Annotated in this window: 14 protein-coding genes; 7 read left to right on the forward strand and 7 right to left on the reverse strand. The window is 59.8% G+C overall.

What is annotated here, in order from left to right:
• Positions 1 to 311 precede the first annotated feature (311 nt).
• Positions 312 to 1688 carry a GntP family permease gene (locus AFK66_RS13640; RefSeq protein ID WP_023899169.1) on the forward strand — a complete coding sequence of 459 codons (1377 nt, stop codon included), beginning with the start codon at positions 312 to 314 and terminating at the stop codon, positions 1686 to 1688.
• 151 nt (positions 1689 to 1839) lie between these two features.
• A complete protein-coding gene (gene rnk, locus AFK66_RS13645; protein ID WP_004387228.1) occupies positions 1840 to 2250 on the forward strand; it encodes a nucleoside diphosphate kinase regulator in 411 nt (136 codons plus the stop codon).
• 67 nt (positions 2251 to 2317) lie between these two features.
• On the opposite strand, the gene AFK66_RS13650 is transcribed toward rnk, so the two are convergent.
• Entirely contained in the window at positions 2318 to 3559 is a 1242-nt protein-coding gene (locus AFK66_RS13650) for a zinc-dependent alcohol dehydrogenase (protein ID WP_007897560.1), read from the reverse strand.
• A gap of 242 nt (positions 3560 to 3801) precedes the next feature.
• Between AFK66_RS13650 and uspG the strand changes: the two genes are divergently transcribed.
• Positions 3802 to 4230, forward strand: coding sequence for a universal stress protein UspG (gene uspG / locus AFK66_RS13655; protein ID WP_007781716.1), 429 nt, complete (start codon positions 3802 to 3804; stop codon positions 4228 to 4230).
• A gap of 173 nt (positions 4231 to 4403) precedes the next feature.
• Here uspG and ahpF read toward each other — a convergent pair whose 3' ends face one another.
• Positions 4404 to 5969 carry an alkyl hydroperoxide reductase subunit F gene (gene ahpF / locus AFK66_RS13660; RefSeq protein WP_007781713.1) on the reverse strand — a complete coding sequence of 522 codons (1566 nt, stop codon included), beginning with the start codon at positions 5967 to 5969 and terminating at the stop codon, positions 4404 to 4406.
• A gap of 257 nt (positions 5970 to 6226) precedes the next feature.
• Positions 6227 to 6790, reverse strand: a complete 564-nt coding sequence (gene ahpC, locus AFK66_RS13665; protein ID WP_007781710.1) for an alkyl hydroperoxide reductase subunit C — start codon at positions 6788 to 6790, stop codon at positions 6227 to 6229.
• Positions 6791 to 7280: 490 nt separating this feature from the next.
• Between ahpC and citR the strand changes: the two genes are divergently transcribed.
• Positions 7281 to 8243, forward strand: coding sequence for a DNA-binding transcriptional repressor CitR (citR, locus tag AFK66_RS13670; protein ID WP_007781708.1), 963 nt, complete (start codon positions 7281 to 7283; stop codon positions 8241 to 8243).
• Here the strand turns inward: citR and AFK66_RS13675 are convergent.
• Positions 8238 to 9398, reverse strand: a complete 1161-nt coding sequence (locus AFK66_RS13675; RefSeq protein WP_007781705.1) for a pyridoxal phosphate-dependent aminotransferase — start codon at positions 9396 to 9398, stop codon at positions 8238 to 8240. The two genes, citR and AFK66_RS13675, sit on opposite strands and share 6 nt — an antisense overlap.
• A 136-nt stretch (positions 9399 to 9534) precedes the next feature.
• Here AFK66_RS13675 and AFK66_RS13680 point away from each other — a divergent pair, with 136 nt between their 5' ends.
• The 3 genes from AFK66_RS13680 to AFK66_RS13690 are packed head-to-tail and all read left to right on the forward strand — an operon-like array spanning position 9535 to position 11374.
• Positions 9535 to 10149: a methylthioribulose 1-phosphate dehydratase gene (locus AFK66_RS13680; RefSeq protein WP_007781703.1), complete on the forward strand. Its 615-nt coding sequence runs from the start codon at positions 9535 to 9537 to the stop codon at positions 10147 to 10149.
• Positions 10146 to 10835 (forward strand): acireductone synthase, encoded by a 690-nt coding sequence (gene mtnC, locus AFK66_RS13685; RefSeq protein ID WP_007781700.1) that lies wholly within the window; start codon positions 10146 to 10148, stop codon positions 10833 to 10835. The genes AFK66_RS13680 and mtnC overlap by 4 nt, the downstream gene beginning before the upstream one ends.
• Positions 10832 to 11374, forward strand: coding sequence for a 1,2-dihydroxy-3-keto-5-methylthiopentene dioxygenase (locus AFK66_RS13690; RefSeq protein WP_007781698.1), 543 nt, complete (start codon positions 10832 to 10834; stop codon positions 11372 to 11374). The genes mtnC and AFK66_RS13690 overlap by 4 nt, the downstream gene beginning before the upstream one ends.
• Positions 11375 to 11559: 185 nt before the next feature.
• Here the strand turns inward: AFK66_RS13690 and AFK66_RS13695 are convergent, their stop codons facing one another.
• The 3 genes from AFK66_RS13695 to fes form a co-directional block, all read right to left on the reverse strand.
• On the reverse strand, positions 11560 to 15399 hold the full coding sequence (locus AFK66_RS13695) for an enterobactin synthase subunit F (RefSeq protein WP_236610883.1): 3840 nt from the start codon (positions 15397 to 15399) through the stop codon (positions 11560 to 11562).
• A gap of 79 nt (positions 15400 to 15478) precedes the next feature.
• On the reverse strand, positions 15479 to 15700 hold the full coding sequence (locus AFK66_RS13700; RefSeq protein ID WP_007781694.1) for an MbtH family protein: 222 nt from the start codon (positions 15698 to 15700) through the stop codon (positions 15479 to 15481).
• A 3-nt stretch (positions 15701 to 15703) separates the two neighbouring features.
• Positions 15704 to 16948, reverse strand: coding sequence for an enterochelin esterase (fes, locus tag AFK66_RS13705; RefSeq protein ID WP_023899174.1), 1245 nt, complete (start codon positions 16946 to 16948; stop codon positions 15704 to 15706).
• Positions 16949 to 16976: the final 28 nt, after the last annotated feature.

Below are 16976 nucleotides of genomic sequence, written 5' to 3' on the forward strand. Positions count from 1 at the left end.
TAGTTAACGTTATGGAATAGCGGCAACTTCGCGGCGACTTCACAGCAAAAAAGCTGGATATCGCCAACAAATCTGGTGATTTGCTGAAAAAAACGTACCGGAAAATTTGACAGATCGGTGAAGCGATATATGTAACGGAAAGCGAAAAGCCTCCGTCGCGCGGGAGTTTGACGGTGATCTCAAAATGTTAATAAATATGACAGACCCTGTTTACAAGCCGCCACATGTTATCGGTATCATGTTACCGGTATCAGTGAGAAAACCGCCGACCAGGCTACGGTTTCACTGTACCCATCTTGAGGATAATAACGATGACAGAAACCACTTTCGCTTATAGCGCCGGTACGCTGCTTGGCATTGCTGCCGGGGCCGTTGTACTGCTGCTGGTACTTATCATGCGCTTTAAAGTGCATGCTTTTCTTGCGCTTACCCTGGTCAGTATTGTGGTGGCGCTGTTGACTAAAGTGCCGTTTGATAAAGTTGTGCCTACGCTGCTGACCGGTTTTGGCAGTACGCTTGCAGGCGTCGCGCTGCTGGTGGGCATCGGCGCGATGATAGGCCGTCTGCTGGAAGTGTCCGGTGGCGCGAAAGTGCTGGCCGATACGCTGATTAACAAATTCGGTGAACATCGCGCGCCCTTCGCGCTCGGCGTCGCCTCGCTGCTGTTTGGCTTCCCGATCTTCTTTGACGCAGGTCTGGTCGTCATGCTACCCATTATCTTCAGCGTGGCGAAACGCTTTGGCGGCTCGACGCTGAAATACGCCTTCCCGGCGGCGGGCGCGTTTGCGGCCATGCATGCGCTGGTGCCGCCGCATCCGGGCCCGGTTGCGGCGAGCGAACTGCTGGGCGCCAATATCGGCCTGCTGGTGATTGTCGGATTGATTATCGCGATCCCGACCTGGTATTTCGGCGGCTATCTGTATGGCCAGTACGCCGGTAAAAAATTCGACATTAAGCTGCCCTCTTCTTTCCTTGGCGAAGTGGAGGCCGATCCGACGCACCGCCCGCCGTCATTCGGCATGGTGATCACCATCCTGCTGCTGCCACTGCTGCTGATTTTCCTTGATACCGGCCTCAATACCGCCAAAGTGCTGGGCTGGGTCAGCGCCGATAACAGCGTGGTGAACTTCCTGCGTATGCTTGGCAAAACCCCGGTCGCGCTGCTGATTACCGTCTTTTTCGCGCTGATGGTGTTCAGCCGCAACCACAGCCGCCAGCACCTGGAGAAAATCTGCGACGGCGCGCTTGGCCCTATCTGCGGGATTATTCTGGTGACCGGCGCAGGCGGCATGTTCGGCGGCGTGCTGCGCGCCAGCGGCATCGGCGACGCGCTGGCGGGCGTGCTTTCCGATACCGGTATGCCAGTGATTCTCGCAGCGTTTGTTATCTCCACCGCGCTGCGCGTGGCGCAAGGCTCGGCGACGGTCGCGCTGACCACCACCGCCGCGCTGGTAGCGCCGATGGTGCAGGCGACGCCTGGCCTAAGCCAGTTCGACCTCTGCTTTATCGTTATCGCCATCGCGGGCGGCGCGACGGTGCTCTCGCACGTCAACGACTCCGGTTTCTGGCTGGTAGGCCGCTTCCTTGAAATGGACGAGAAAACCACGCTGAAAACCTGGACCGTGATGGAAACCCTGCTGGGCTCCATCGCCTTCCTGCTGGCAGCCGTGGGGAGCATCCTGCTTTAAGCCGCGTTTCGTGAGCTGGCTCACTTCAAACGGCGCGCAAGGCTGAGTATCATCCCCTGACGCGGACCCTCATCGTTTTGACGGTGAGGGTTTTTCTTTGGACGCTTGTTAGCGGCGAAACGCCGCCTGATTCAATGACATGGAGTAAGAAATGTCCCGACCTGCCCTTATCATCAACGAACTCGATGCTGAACGTCTCGACAGCCTGCTGGAGCAGCCGGCGTTCGCGCGCCTGCCGGTGGCTGACGCACTGAACGATGAGCTGGATCGCGCCCGGATGGTTAGCCCGCAGGCGATGCCGGAAGATGTGGTGACGATGAACAGCCGGGTGAAATTCCGCGATCTGGCGAGCGGCGAAACTTACGAGCGCCTGCTGGTCTATCCGCAAAACGCGGGCAGCAGCCCGGAAGCGCTGTCAGTCATGGCGCCGGTGGGCGCGGCGCTGCTTGGCCTGCGCGTGGGCGATGCCATTCGCTGGCCGCTGCCGGACGGCAGCGAAACGCATATCGAAGTGCTTGAGTTGCTCTACCAGCCGGAAGCGGCGGGCGAATACCGCCTTTAACCGCCCGTCTGCGGCAAAAAATAAGAGGATGCCAGGGCATCCTCTTTCTGTTTTTATTTGCTGAAAATTACGGCTGCAACGGCTGTAACGGCGCGTTCATCAGTGCGGTGACTTTCTCCCGCGCGGCTTCAGGCGTCGCGGCACCCGGCACCAGAATCACCTTGCGGCACTCCTCTTCGCGCTTCTCAAAAATCTTATAGCCGCGCGCGGCATCTTCCAGCGGTAGGTAGTGTGTGACTATCTCTTCCGGCGTCAGCAAGCCCTGCTCGATAAGCGGTAACAGCTCCGGCAGGAATGCGTGCACGTGCGTCTGGCCCATCTTAAAGCTGATGCCTTTATCGAACGCATCGCCAAAGAGAAAGCCGTGGATAAAGCCCGCATAGACGCCGGGCACGCTCACCACGCCACCGCGACGCACCGCCGCGATGCACTGGCGCAGCGCTTTGCCGCTGCTGCCTTCGATTTTGAGATTCGATAGCACGGTTTCCGTCAGGCTGCCTTTGGCCTCAAACCCGACCGCATCGATAACGGCGTCCACGCCGCGGTTGCCCGGCGTGTTTTCGATAATAAACGCCGCCGGATCGTCATTTTCATCGAAGTTAATCGGGATAACCCCATAACGCTCTTTTGCAAAGGCGAGACGATAATCGTTGTGGTCGACCATAAAGATCTGTTCTGCGCCGAGCAGTCGCGCGCAGGCGGCGCTGAGCAGCCCCACCGGGCCTGCGCCGTAAATCGCTACCTGAGAGCCTTTCTGTACCTGGCCGTTTTTCACCGCCTGCCACGCCGTCGGCAGGATATCGGAGAGGAACAGCGCTTTATCGTCAGAAAGCACCGGCGGCACTTTAAACGGCCCGACGTTGCCCTTCGGCACGCGCACATACTCTGCCTGGCCGCCCGGAATGCCGCCATAGAGGTGGCTGTAGCCAAACAGCGCCGCGGGAGCCGGGATCTGCTTTTTATTCAGCGCCGCGCCGGTGCCTTTATTGGTGTTTTCACAGGCGGAATATTGCTGAAGTTTGCAGAAAAAGCAGTCGCCGCAGGCAATAACGAACGGGATCACCACGCGGTCGCCTTTACGAATGTCCTTCACCGCGCTGCCGGTTTCCACCACTTCGCCCATAAATTCATGGCCAAAAATGTCGCCGTGATGAACCTGCGGAATTTTGCCGCGATAGAGGTGCAAATCGGAGCCGCAAATCGCGGTCGCGGTGACGCGCAGAATAATATCGTCCTGCGCCTCGATAATCGGGTCCGGGACATTTTCGACCTTAACGTTATGCGGCCCGTGGTAGGTTAACGCCTTCATTACGACCTCCTGGCAGACGGTAAAAAGAGAGAGGTTCCAGTGCGAAAGTTCATCTAGTCTACACCAAGGGTAGTCGGGATGGGCCGCGAGCCGCCGGATCCGCCGCCAGTGCCGCGGCTTTGAGAGTTTTCCTGGCGAAAGCGGCTGCGTAAAAAAACACAAATTTGTCGGGTCAATAAAAGTATCCCTGACAAAAACAGGGTTTAATAAGCACGTTGATAACCGCTAAAGGAGGAGTGACGATGTACAACACCATTCTGATGCCTGTAGATGTGTTTGAAATGGAGCTGAGCGACAAAGCAATTCGCCACGCGGAGTTTCTGGCGCAGGAGGAGGGAATTATTCATCTGCTGCATGTGCTGCCGGGCTCGGCGAATCTGAGCCTGCACCGCTTCGCCGCCGATATCCGCCGTTTTGAAGAACATTTAGAGGCCGAGGCGAACCAGCGCCTGCAAACCCTGAAGCAGCATTTCACCCTGCCGGAATCGCGTCTGCGCAGCCATGTGCGTTTTGGCAGCGTGCGTGATGAAGTTAACGCGATGGCTAAAGAGTTACACGCCGACGTGGTGGTGATTGGTTCGCGCGATCCGTCTATCAGCACCCACCTGTTAGGCTCGAACGCGTCAAGCGTGGTACGCCACGCGCACGTGCCGGTGTTTGTGGTGCGTTAAATTTTGGGAGGAGTATTGGCGGGTGCGCGTTGCTTACCCGCCCTACAACTACTGAATGCCGGGGTGGCGGGTGCGCTGCGCTTACCCGCCAGTTACAACAGATCATCCACCCAAACCGCCAATAAAAAAGCCGCCCCTGAGGGCGGCTTTTACGCAGGTGTCTTACTTTCTTTTTATGCGGTTTTGGTGCGAATCAGATAATCAAACGCGCTCAGGGAGGCTTTCGCGCCTTCGCCAGTGGCGATGATAATCTGTTTGTATGGCACGGTGGTGCAGTCGCCCGCGGCGAATACGCCTTTCACGCTGGTCTCGCATTTGGCGTCGATGATAATCTCGCCCATGCGGTTACGCTCGATAGCGCCTTCAAGCCAGGTGGTGTTCGGCAGCAGACCGATCTGAACGAAGATCCCCGCCACTTCCAGATGCTTCACAGACCCCGTTACGCGATCCTGATAATCAAGGCCGGTCAGCTTCGTGCCGTCGCCTTTCACTTCGGTGGTCATCGCGTTCAGGATGATGTCGACGTTTTTCAGGCTGCGCAGTTTATCCTGCAACACCTGGTCGGCTTTCATCTCCGGCGCAAATTCCAGCAGCGTTACGTGCTCAACGATCCCCGCGAGGTCGATAGCCGCTTCCACGCCGGAGTTACCGCCGCCGATCACCGCGACGCGTTTGCCTTTAAACAGCGGGCCGTCACAGTGCGGGCAGTAGGTCACGCCTTTGGTGCGATACTGATCTTCACCCGGTACGCCCATGTTGCGCCATTTCGCGCCGGTCGCCACGATCACGCTGCGTGCTTTCAGCACCGCGCCGGAGGCTGTTTCAATCTGGTGCAGGCCGCCTTCGCTCGCCGCCGGAATCAGCTTCGTCGCGCTCTGGGTGTCGATAACGTCAACATCGTAATCATCCACGTGCGCCTTCAGCGCGCCCGCCAGTTTCTGGCCTTCGGTTTTCGGCACAGAGATGTAGTTTTCGATGTCTACGGTATCCAGCACCTGACCACCGAAACGCTCGCCCATCAGGCCGGTACGGATGCCTTTACGTGCGGAGTAAATCGCCGCCGCCGCGCCCGCCGGGCCGGAGCCAACAATCAGCACATCGTAAGCGTCGCGCTGGTTCAGCTCTTCCGCCGCGCGTTTTTCAGCGCCGGTATCCACTTTCGCCACGATTTCGGCAAGCGTCATACGGCCAGAACCGAATTCCACGCCGTTCATGAAGACCGCCGGAACGCCCATTACGTTGCGCTCGGTGATTTCATTCTGGAATACCGCGCCGTCAATCGCCGTGTGTTTAATGCGCGGGTTCAGCACGGACATCAGGTTCAGCGCCTGCACCACGTCCGGGCAGTTGTGGCAGGAGAGCGAGTAGTAGGTTTCAAATTCGAAATCGCCGTCCAGGTCTCGGATCTGCTCAAGCAGCGACTGCGCTTCTTTCGACGGATGACCGCCGGTCCACAGCAGCGCCAGCACCAGCGACGTAAATTCGTGACCCAGCGGAGAGCCTGCAAAGCGCGGCCCCTGGGTGGAACCCGGGTTAGTAATCAAAAATGAAGGTTTGCGCGCTGCGAGCGTGTTGTCTTCCCTGAAGGAGACTTTGTCAGACAGCTCGGCGATTTCCAGCAGCAGTTCTTTGATCTCTGCCGATTTCGCGCTGTCATCCAGTGTGGCCACTAACTCAACAGGCTTTGTCAGACGCTCAAGATAAGCCTTGAGTTGGGTTTTCATATTTGTGTCGAGCATAATTTTCTCCTGAGCTTACGCTTCCTCATTTAAGCCGCCTCAGTGCAGCGCCGCCGCGATGCAACTTAAATGAGAGTGCGTAAAAGCGTTTTCAAAAAAACGGGTGCAAGACTGCACCCGTGATAATGCCTTTTTCCGAGTATTTCGCGTTACAGGAAGGCGGCAAGCTTAGGAATCCCCGGGAGCTTACATCAGTAAGTGACCGGGGTGAGTAAGCGCAGCCAACGCACCTGTAGCGTGAAAGACGACAGAAAAAATTAGATTTTGCCAACCAGGTCCAGAGACGGAGCTAAGGTCGCTTCGCCTTCTTTCCATTTAGCCGGGCACACTTCGCCTGGGTGAGAGGCTACATACTGAGCCGCTTTGATTTTACGCAGCAGGTCAGACGCGTCACGGCCGATACCTTCAGCAGTGATTTCGATAGCCTGGATAACACCCTGCGGGTCAACGATGAACGTACCGCGGTCAGCCAGACCTTCGTCTTCACGCATGATTTCGAAGTTACGGGTCAGAGCACCGGTCGGGTCGCCGATCATCGTGTATTTGATTTTCGCGATGGTGTCGGAGCTGCTGTGCCACGCTTTGTGGGTGAAGTGGGTGTCAGTAGAAACGGAGTAAACGTCTACGCCCAGTTTCTGCAGCTCTTCGTAGTGGTCAGCCACGTCGCCCAGTTCGGTCGGGCATACGAAGGTAAAGTCAGCAGGATAGAAGAAGAATACGCTCCAGCGGCCTTCCGTGTTTTTCTCGGTAACTTCGATGAACTCACCGTTTTTGAACGCCATGTTTTTGAAAGGTTTGATTTTGGTATTAATCAAGGACATCTATACTTCCTCCGTGTTTTCGATGGGATGTAAGGTATCGAATTTTCGTAACCCAGGCCAATGCGTTTGCGTTATCAAATCAATAAGCAATAGCTAACAACTGATCCGGGCCAACCTTAGTGAACGTTTCTCGCCGTCTCGCGAAAAAATAAAAAAGCCACCTCAACGGGCGGCCTGAGCGCTGAGATACCCGCAGGCCACAGCAGAGCCAGCGTGCTGGCGAAAGCGTTGCGCGCGGTGTTTTGCGACGCAGACGTTCCTTCGATTAGAACACTCCCCTGCCTAAAGGGCAACGCACGTGAAGATTATTCCTGCCTATGGCTCTGATAGGGAATATTTAACAACGCTCCCGCCTGCAAAGGGTGTGAGAAAGAGTGGATTTTTAAGATTACGCCCCGTCTCGCCTGCGCAAAAACATATTCCTTATCTATCATTTACTGAGAACAGATAAACCATAAAAATCCCCTTTTCGTCTCGTTGCGAGGCTGTCATGGCAAATTTGCAGGATTTGAAAAAGTTTGATCTCAATCTTCTGGTGATCTTCGAGTGCATCTATTTATATCGCAGCGTCAGCAAGGCGGCAGAAGCTCTGTTCCTGACGCCTTCCGCGATAAGCCAGTCGCTACAGCGGCTGCGCAATCAGCTAAACGATCCGCTCTTTGTTCGCTCCGGCAAAGGCATCACGCCCACCACCGTTGGCACTAATCTGCATCACTACCTGGAAGACAACCTGAACCAGCTTGAGCAGACCATCAACATCATGCAGGGCGCGCCGCTGCGTAAAAACTTCGTGCTCTATTGCCCGCCTGCCCTCGCCGCCGATCATCTGCCGGCGTTAGTCAGCGCGTTTCGCGAGCATTACGATTTCGAGCTGGAGCATTACGACACCACGCTTGCCAGCGAGACCGTGGAGGATCTGCTGGCCTATCGCAAGGCGGATTTAATTATTGGTATGGCGCCAGTGGCCAGCCATTCGGTGATTTGCAAACACTGCTTTAGCGAAGAGACGGTACTGGTGTGCAGCGAAAAGCACCCGCGGCTTGGCGCACATGCCGATGAAGCCGCGCTCGCGCAGGAGAAATTCACGCTGTTTAACGGCACTGCGGAAGGCCAGAAACAGTTCCATGTACAGTCGGCTGAGCTTTTCGGCGAGCGGCAAATCGCATTTACCAGCAATTCGCTCTCCTCGATTATGGCGGTAATTGGCAGCACCGATTTTGTCGGCATTCTGCCTGCGCCGACCCTGCGCCGTTACGGTCAGGTGTTCGGGCTGCGGCCGGTGAAGCTGAACTTCAGCCTGCCGCAGTATGATTACTACCTTATCTATAACCGCGCGTCGTTAACGAATGCCTCTTTCGTGAGCTTTGTGTCGCTCATCGAGCAGCACTTCCTGCGCGACGTGCCGGCGGCGCAACGCCGCAGCGCGGCATCGCCCGATCAGCCCACCTTATAACCGCGCCAGACGCTCCGCGGCGGCGAGCAGCGTCGCTTCCTGTTTGGCGAAGCAGAGGCGAATCAGCTTGTGCGGAAACGGCGCGTCGCAGAACACCGACAGCGGAATGGCGGCGACGCCCGCTTCCGTGGTCAACCATTCGCAGAAACTCACGTCATCAAGCGTTGAGATGGCGCTGTAATCCGCCAGCAAAAAATAGGTGCCTTCGCAGGGCAGGATTTTAAAGCGGCTGTCGCCGAGCGCCTGAATAAAACGGTCGCGGCGCGCCCGGTAGAAATCCGGCAAATCAAGATAATGCGCAGGCTCGGCGCGCAGCATATCCGCCAGCGCCAGCTGCGCAGGCGTATTTACGGAAAACGTCAGATACTGGTGCACTTTGCGAAGCTCGGCGCTGAGCGCGGCGGGCGCCACGCAGTAGCCTACTTTCCAGCCGGTCATGTGATAGGTCTTGCCGAATGACGACACCGCGATCGCCCGCTCGCGCAACTGCGGATGCGCCAGCACGCTGGCGTGGCCTTCTTCGGCAAAGCAGATATGCTCATAGACTTCATCACTCAGCACATAGATTTCACGTTCCGCGATGGCCGCCCAGAGCGCGGCGAAATCCGCGCTACGCCAGACGGTAGCTGACGGATTATGTGGCGTGTTGAGAATAACCAGCCGGGTGCGGTCAGAGAGCAGCGCGGCGAACTGCGCCCAGTCCACGCGAAAATGCGGCGGCGTCAGGGCGATGCGCTTCAGCACGCCGCCGGACAGCGCTACGGCAGGCGCGTAGCTATCGTAGCTCGGATCGAAGCAGATCACTTCATCGCCGGGGCGCACCAGCGCGGTAATCGCCGCGTAGAGCGCCTCGGTAGCCCCCGCGGTGACGGTGACATCGCTGTTGGCGTCCGGACGGTGGCCGTAGAGCGCCTCGGTTTTATCAGCGATCGCTTCACGCAGCGCCTGCACGCCCGTCATGGGCGCATACTGGTTCGCGCCCGCCGCCACGTGGTGCGCCAGTCGCTCCTGTAAATAGCGCGGGCCGTCGAAATCCGGAAACCCTTGCGACAGGTTAATCGCCTGGTGCTGCTGCGCCAGCGCGCTCATGCGGGTAAAGATGGTCGTGCCCAGCGCGGGCAGTTTGCTTTCTGGCGTCAACGGGGTATGGCTCATAACGGCTGATCCTTTCGCGCGGTGTCGTGTTGTTTTGGTGTTATCTGTCTGTTGCCGACACTATAACACGATGCTACTCTCTGGCAATCAAGACGCTTAGACGTCTAAACGCTAACGATATGCCTGCGGGGATGCGATGAGTAAAGAGAGCCAACTGGAAGCGCTGGTGGCCGCCTGTCACTGGATAGGCGCGAAGGGCTGGGCGCCCGCTACCGGCGGCAATATGTCGCTGCGCGAAGACGCGCGCTGGTGCTGGCTGAGCGAATCGGGCAAGGATAAAGGCAGCCTGACGACAGACGATTTTCTGCAGGTGGACATTGCCACTAACCTCGCGCCGTCCGGCCGTAAACCGTCCGCCGAAACCGGCCTGCATACCCTGATTTATCGCCTGTTCCCGGAGGCGAATTGCGTGCTGCACGTGCATACCGTTAACGCGACGGTGCTGTCGCGCGTGGAGAAAAGCGACGCGCTGCATCTGTGCGGCTACGAGATGCAGAAATCGCTGGCAGGACAAATTACGCATCTTGATGATGTGCCTGTTGCCATTTTCGATAACGATCAGGATATTGATGCTCTGGCGGAGCGCATTGCGCGTCACCACCGCCAGTTCCCGCTGCGCTACGGGTTTCTGCTGCGCGGCCACGGGCTGACCTGCTGGGGGAGCGATGTCGCCGTCGCGCGTCGCCATCTGGAGGGGCTCGAATTTCTGTTTGAATGTGAAATGCAGCGACGCCTGCTGGAGAGAGCATGATCCGCGCCATAGTTACCGATATTGAAGGCACCACGACCGATATTCGCTTCGTTCATAACGTCCTTTTCCCCTATGCGCGCGAGCGTCTGGAGCGTTTTATCCGCTCGGGCGAACAGCGCGAGCCGGTGAATCTGCTGCTCAATGAGCTGCGCGGCGAGATCCACGCGCCCGCCGCGTCGGTGGATCAGCTGATTGAAACGCTCTTCAAATTTATGGATGAAGACCGCAAATCCCCCGCGCTGAAATCGATTCAGGGCTATATCTGGCGCGAAGGCTACATAAACGGCGATTTCACCGGCCATCTCTACCCGGATGTTGTGCCCGCGCTGCGCCGCTGGAGCGATGAGGATATCGATATTTATATCTACTCCTCCGGCTCCGTTCCCGCGCAGAAGCTGCTCTTTAGCCACAGCGATTACGGCGACGTCACGGAGCTTCTGAGCGGCTTTTTCGATACGCACGTCGGCGCCAAACGCCAGGTGTCGTCGTACCGCAATATCTCCATGAAAACCGGCGTGCCGGTGCATCAGATGCTGTTTCTCTCGGATATCCGCGAGGAGCTGGACGCCGCGCGCGAAGCGGGCTGGAAAACAGTCCAGCTCATCCGCGGCGAGCCTGATACGCAAAGCACCCACCGCCAGGTTTCCAGTTTCGATGACATTCACCCGGAGCAGATCCCGACATGAGCGCACTGACGATTTTTGCCGATAACGGTGCCAGCGAACCGCTGTGGCAGAGCACCGACGCCGATGCTATCCGCGAACAGCTTAACGCGCAGGGCGTGCGTTTCGAACGCTGGCAGGCCGACCGCGATCTCGGCGATAACCCGACGCCGGAGGCGGTGTTGACCGCCTATCAGCACGCGATCGACCAACTGGTGGCGGAAAAAGGCTACCAGAGCTGGGATGTGATCAGCATGCGCGCCGATAACCCGCAGAAAGAGGCGCTACGCGGCAAGTTTCTCAATGAGCATACCCACGGCGAAGATGAAGTGCGGTTTTTCGTGGAAGGCGCCGGGCTGTTCTGTCTGCATATCGGCGACAAGGTGTATCAGGTGTTGTGCGAGAAGAACGATTTGATTTCGGTGCCCGCTGGCACCCCGCACTGGTTTGATATGGGTTCTGAGCCGCATTTCACGGCGATCCGCATTTTCGATAACCCGGAAGGCTGGATCGCGAATTTCACCGGCAGCCCGATAGCCGAAGCGTACCCGCGCCTGGCATAGCGCATATATGGCGGGCGAGGTAACGTGGCGGGTGCGCTACGCTTACCCGCCCTACATAAATCCAGAGACTCAATGTTCGTAGGGTGGGTAAACGCAGCGCACCCACCGTTAATCCAGGTACCCGGTGTTCGTAGGGTGGGTAAGCGCAGCGCACCCACCGTCATACCCACCCCATAACCCAAAACCTACCCGAGCATCTCCCGCAAGACCGGGCCAATCACCTCAAACGCCTGCGGGGAGATAATCTCCACATGCGCGCAATCGACACGATGCACGTCAAGCGCTCGCGTCCACGGCGCCCATGCCTCAAACGGATCAAGGCCCGGCGTCACGGTGCGTTCGGCGACAAACAGCGTCGCGTCCCCCTCAAAGCGCGTACTGCGCGCGGTAGAGAGCAGCCGCACCGCGTCGGCGTAATTGCCTTCGATGGTTTCAAAAAGCCTCGTCGACCCCTGCCCCTGTTGCGCGCTCACAAATGCCGCCCGCTCGCGCTCGATCTCCGCCAGCACTTCCGGATCAGGCTCGCGCCCGCCCTTCTCCTGCCAGTTCTGCGTTTCCGGCGGCCAGGTGTCGAGCAACCCGAGAAACGCCACCTCCTCGCCTGCCGCCTGCAACCGCGCGGCGACGCCGTGCGCAATCGTCCCGCCGAGCGAATAGCCAAACAACCAGTACGGCCCGTGCGGCTGCTGCTCGCGAAGCGTCGCATAATGGCGGTCGCACAGTTCATCCACCGACGCGCACTGCTGCATCGGCCCGTCCGGACGTGGCGACTGAATGCCCGTTATTGCCCAGCGCGGCGATAGCCAGCGTTGCAGAACGCTGAACTGCCAGGCGAAACCTGACGCCGGATGGAAACAGAACAGCGTCGGCCCGTTACCTTCACGCAGCGGCAAAATAGCGCCAAAACCCGCCTGCTCTGCCTGCGCCTCACTTTGTATGGCCTCAACGGCCGTCGCGAGTTTTTCCACCGTCGAGGCAATCATCACCTGCCCGACCGTAACAGTACGTTTCAGCTCGCGCGTGAGCCTTGCCGCCAGACGCATCGCCAGCAGCGAATGGCCGCCGAGCGCGAAGAAATCCGCCTGCGCGTCGGTCACTTCAACGCCTAAGAGTTCAGAAAACGCATGGGCGATCGTGGTTTCCATGCCCGGCGCTACCGCCCTGCCCGGCTCGCGCGCGGCGAGCTGCGGCAACGGCAGCGCTTTGCGATCCAGCTTGCCGTTGGCGCTGAGCGGCAGCGCAGGCAACTGAATAAGCGTCACCGGCACCATATGCGCGGGAAGCAATGCGCTTAAGCGCGCACGCAGTGCGGCGACATCCAGCGTCACGCCGGAGGCGGAGACCAGATACCCCACCAGCTGGCGCGCATCGCCTCCCGTTTCGGCATGGCTATTCAGCACGCAGGCGTGCGTCACCGCCTGCGCCACATGCGGCAGGCTCTGCATCACGCGATCAATCTCGCCAGGCTCAATGCGCTGGCCGCGGATTTTAAGCTGATCGTCACTGCGTCCGAGATATTCCACCGCGCCGTCCGGCAGCCAGCGCGCCACGTCACCGGTGCGGTACATACGCTCGCCTGGTACAAACGGATCGGCGATAAAGCGGCTGGCGGTCAGATCCGGGCGGCCGAGATAGCCCTGGGCCAGCTGAATGCCAGTGAGATAGAGATCGCCCGCCATGCCCGGCGGCACCGGGCGCATCAGGCTGTCGAGAATGCGCAGGCCGGTATTCCACACCGGGAAGCCAATCGGCACGCTGGCCCCCTTCACCTGAGAAAGCGCCGCGCCGAAAGCCGGATACCCGCTCACGTCCACCGCCGCCTCCGTCGGGCCGTAGAGGTTATGCAGCGGCACGGCGGTGAGCCGCTCCCAGTCGCGGCACAGTTCAGTCGGCAGCGCTTCGCCGCTACAGAACACCTGGCGCAGCGACGCGCAGGCACCGATCGCCGCTTCAGTGGTGAGCGCGCCGACAAACGCCGCCAGCATCGACGGCACAAAATGGGTCGTCGTCACCCGCCAGCGCGCAAACAGTGTCTGAAGCGCCTGCGGATCGCGGTGCGCCTGTGGCGGTGCCATCACCAGCCGCGCGCCGACGATAAGCGGCCAGAAAAACTCCCATACCGACACATCAAAACTGCACGGCGTTTTTTGCAGCACGACGTCATCCGCGCCGAGCGGATACTGGCTTTGCATCCACAACAGCCGGTTAACGATAGCGGTCTGGCCGACCATGACGCCCTTCGGCCGTCCGGTGGAGCCGGAGGTAAAAATCACATAGGCGGTGTGCGCCGGGCGCGAGCGCGCGAGCGGCTGTGGATCGCTGACTGGCAGCGGCGCGTCGTAGCAGAACACAGGCAGGCTCGGGATATGCGCGAAACGCCCCTGCTCTGAGGCGGCGGTAATCAGCAGCGCCGGACGGGCATCCTCCAGCATCATTTGCAGGCGATCGTCCGGGTAGCCGGTGTCGAGCGGCAGCCAGGCCGCGCCCGCTTCCACAATGGCCTGTAGCGCCAGTGAAAGAAAGACCGAGCGCGGCAGCGCGACAGCCACCACATCGCCCGGTTTTACACCGCGACGCACCAGCTCCGCCGCAAGCGTAAGCACTTGCTCACGCATTTCACGGTAGGTAAAGGCATAGCGCGCGTCCGCAAGCGCCGGGGCCTGCGGCGTCGCCTGCGCCTGTTTCGCCAGCAGACCGCTGAGCGTCTCCAGCGGCAGGGGTACGGCGGTCTGGTTAACACGTTCAATCAGCGCGTAGTCGTCGTCATCCAGCAGATCCGCCTGCGCGCACGCAAGCGCCGGGTTAGCCGCAAACTGTGTGAGCAGATGCGGTAGACGGGCGAGATGACGCTCAATCTGCGCGGCATCATAGCGCTGCTGATTGGCGAGCAGTTCCAGCGTCACACCGCCCTGTTCATCGATGTAGAGCGCGATTTCAAGATCTTTTACCGGCCCCGAGGCGAGCTGATGGGTTATCCCCTCGACGCCATCGAAATCGAGCCGGTAATCAAACATTTTCAGGTTCAGCACCGGGCCGTAGAGCGGCGTCTGCTGCGCCACTTTGCCCGCGTCGCGCAGCACCTGCTCGGCGTCATAGCGCTGATGACGGCGCAGCCTTTTGAGCGTCTTCGCAAAGGCGTCGGCGAACTGCGCCAGCGTCTGTCCAGGCTCAATGCGCACCGGGCAAGGCAGCACGTTCAGCACCGGGCCGGTGGCGCACAACGCGGCAGAGCCGATGCGGCGCATAAAGATAAAACCGGCGCTGTAGACGTCGCGCCCGCTCAGGCGGCCAAGCCAGAGCGCCACCAGCGCCAGCGCCACGTCCGGCGCGGCCAGCCCGTCACTGCTCGCCAGAAGCGTAGCGAAGTGGGCGTCATTAAAGCGCAGCGAGCGGCGAATTAGCGAGGTGGTGGAAGATTGCCCGGTAAGCGGCTGGTCAGAGAGCGTCGCTGGCGGCGGCAGTTCGCGCACCTGCTGCGCCCAGAAGGCGGCGTCGCGTGCGCAGGCGTCTGATGCCTGATAGCGCCCGTATTCATCAACCACCTCTTTAAAGGGGACGAACGGCGACGCGTCGGGCTGTTCGCCCCGGCGCAGGCTGCCGTAAATATCAGCGATACGGCGGGTGATCGCCGTGAAACTAAAGCCATCGACCACCAGATGATGATAACGCTGATACCAGAACCAGTGCGTCTCGCCGACGCGCAGCAGCGCATGATGCGCCAGCGGTTTGCCACGAGTGACGCGCAGATCCTGCTCCAGATCGGCATGCATCAGGCGCTGCGCGGCGGTCTGCGGGCAGACCTCGCGACGCAGATCGATGATTTCAGGCGTAGCAAAGGTGAGCGTTGCGTCAAACTGCTGCGTAACAATACCGTCGCGCTCCTCAAAACGCATTCGTAACGTATCGGCTTCCATCATGCCCGCCACGATAGCGCGCGCCAGTAGCGGCGCGTCCAGCGTGCCGTTCAGCTCAACATAATGCGCCACGCTCCAGGCGTTAGTCTGGCTGGAGAGTTTTTCAGCCATCCAGATGCCAGGCTGCGCCGCCACCAGCGGCAGCGAGACGGTGTCATGTTCCACAGGGGTGAGCGTTATATCCGTCACGTTAACCTCGCGCCGCGTTCTGGTGTGCAAAATGGGCGGGATTGAGCGCCTGCCCGTGCTCATTGAGCCACGCCTCGCACACCTCAAAGGGCTGCGGCGCGGCCACCACGCGCCAGCCCGGCGGCAGCGCGCACGGCTCCGGCCAGAGGCTTAACTGTTGATGATGATTTTCGAGCAGCCAGAAACGGCCCTGCGTGTTATCGAAGGGATTACTGAATTCCATACGTCACTCCTGTCTTAAAAAACGCGCCGGGGCGGGTGTGTCTGCCCAGAGCGCGGCCAGCCCTTCGGTCAGCCCGCCGCGCCAGCAAAGCGCATCGTGTCCGCCGTCAACCTGACGCCAGAAAAGCGGCTGCTGTGTCCGTTGTAATACAGAAACCAGGCGCTGATTGGCCTGCAAAATGAGCGGTTCATGGAGGCCCGCTTCAAGAAAAATACGCAATCCGCGCGGATCGAAACGGCCCGCGGCCAGTTCTTCAACCAGCCAGCCGCCCTCACCGTTCGCCTCACGCTTCGGCCACCAGAACGAGCCGGACTGGCTCAGCACACAACCGAAGCGCTGCGGCCAACGCAGCCCCGCATAGAGCGCGGAAAGCCCGCCAAAGCTCTGCCCGGCGACGACGGTAGTTTCCGGGGTTTCACGCCACTGCGAATAAGCGCGCGCCTGGGGCAGCAGTTCATGCCACAGCGCCTCCCAGAAGGCGGCGTTGCAGGGGAGTTCCCGGCTGCGGTGCGCGGTATCAATCACATCCACCAGCAGATAGACGGCAGGCGGCAGCACACCGCTGTTAGTGAGCATCTGGAGCGCGGGCCACACCGGCTGGCTGTGCGCCCAGAACTGGCCATCCAGCAGAATAGCGAGCGGGCGCGTCAGGGGCGCGTCATCACCGCCGGTGGTAAAGAGCCATACGCGACGCGTGTTGCCGAGCTTTTCGCTTTGCCAGAGAAATTCCTGCGCAGGCGCGCAGGCCACGTCGCTCTCCTCCCAGCCCGGCTGCGCGGGCGCGTCAGGCAAATGTAGCGCGCTGACCGGATGGCCGCGGCCGCCGCGCCAGTGGTGCGGGTTGAATGGGTCGGGAACGGCCTGCGGCAGCAGCCTGCGCCAGCCTTCGCGCAGCGCGTGGCGCGCCGGGGCGTCGGCAAAAGCGTCGGGGGCGAAATCATCGGTTTTTGTGGACGGGATAAAACAGTAGCTGCCGCGCCAGGCGGCGTGTAGTTCGGTGCGCCAGTACCAGGCATCGGTGCCCGGCAGACGCGTAAGCGACTGCGGCGCGGAGGGCTTGTGGTGATCGGTGATGCCGGTGATGTAAATCCACACGCGTTTTATATCAGACGTAGTTTCATCGCCTGCCGAATCGCGCCACCAGAAGGTCACGTGACAGGTTCCCGGCGCGGCACTGGCTATCTCCGGAATGCCCTGCGCCTGTTTCGCCTGCCACCAGGCCTCACTTCCCGCCGCATGCTCCGCCACCGTTCAGCTCCTTGTCAGTAATGTTAAA

This window comes from Cronobacter malonaticus LMG 23826, assembly GCF_001277215.2.
Taxonomy (GTDB): domain Bacteria; phylum Pseudomonadota; class Gammaproteobacteria; order Enterobacterales; family Enterobacteriaceae; genus Cronobacter; species Cronobacter malonaticus.

Bases quoted from the DNA above. Each gene is read 5' to 3' on its own strand.
- AFK66_RS13640 (WP_023899169.1), top strand. From the start codon at position 312: ATGACAGAAACCACTTTCGCTTATAGCGCCGGTACGCTGCTTGGCATT.
- rnk (WP_004387228.1), top strand. From the start codon at position 1,840: ATGTCCCGACCTGCCCTTATCATCAACGAACTCGATGCTGAACGTCTC.
- AFK66_RS13650 (WP_007897560.1), bottom strand. From the start codon at position 3,559: ATGAAGGCGTTAACCTACCACGGGCCGCATAACGTTAAGGTCGAAAAT.
- uspG (WP_007781716.1), top strand. From the start codon at position 3,802: ATGTACAACACCATTCTGATGCCTGTAGATGTGTTTGAAATGGAGCTG.
- ahpF (WP_007781713.1), bottom strand. From the start codon at position 5,969: ATGCTCGACACAAATATGAAAACCCAACTCAAGGCTTATCTTGAGCGT.
- ahpC (WP_007781710.1), bottom strand. From the start codon at position 6,790: ATGTCCTTGATTAATACCAAAATCAAACCTTTCAAAAACATGGCGTTC.
- citR (WP_007781708.1), top strand. From the start codon at position 7,281: ATGGCAAATTTGCAGGATTTGAAAAAGTTTGATCTCAATCTTCTGGTG.
- AFK66_RS13675 (WP_007781705.1), bottom strand. From the start codon at position 9,398: ATGAGCCATACCCCGTTGACGCCAGAAAGCAAACTGCCCGCGCTGGGC.
- AFK66_RS13680 (WP_007781703.1), top strand. From the start codon at position 9,535: ATGAGTAAAGAGAGCCAACTGGAAGCGCTGGTGGCCGCCTGTCACTGG.
- mtnC (WP_007781700.1), top strand. From the start codon at position 10,146: ATGATCCGCGCCATAGTTACCGATATTGAAGGCACCACGACCGATATT.
- AFK66_RS13690 (WP_007781698.1), top strand. From the start codon at position 10,832: ATGAGCGCACTGACGATTTTTGCCGATAACGGTGCCAGCGAACCGCTG.
- AFK66_RS13695 (WP_236610883.1), bottom strand. From the start codon at position 15,399: ATGGCTGAAAAACTCTCCAGCCAGACTAACGCCTGGAGCGTGGCGCAT.
- AFK66_RS13700 (WP_007781694.1), bottom strand. From the start codon at position 15,700: ATGGAATTCAGTAATCCCTTCGATAACACGCAGGGCCGTTTCTGGCTG.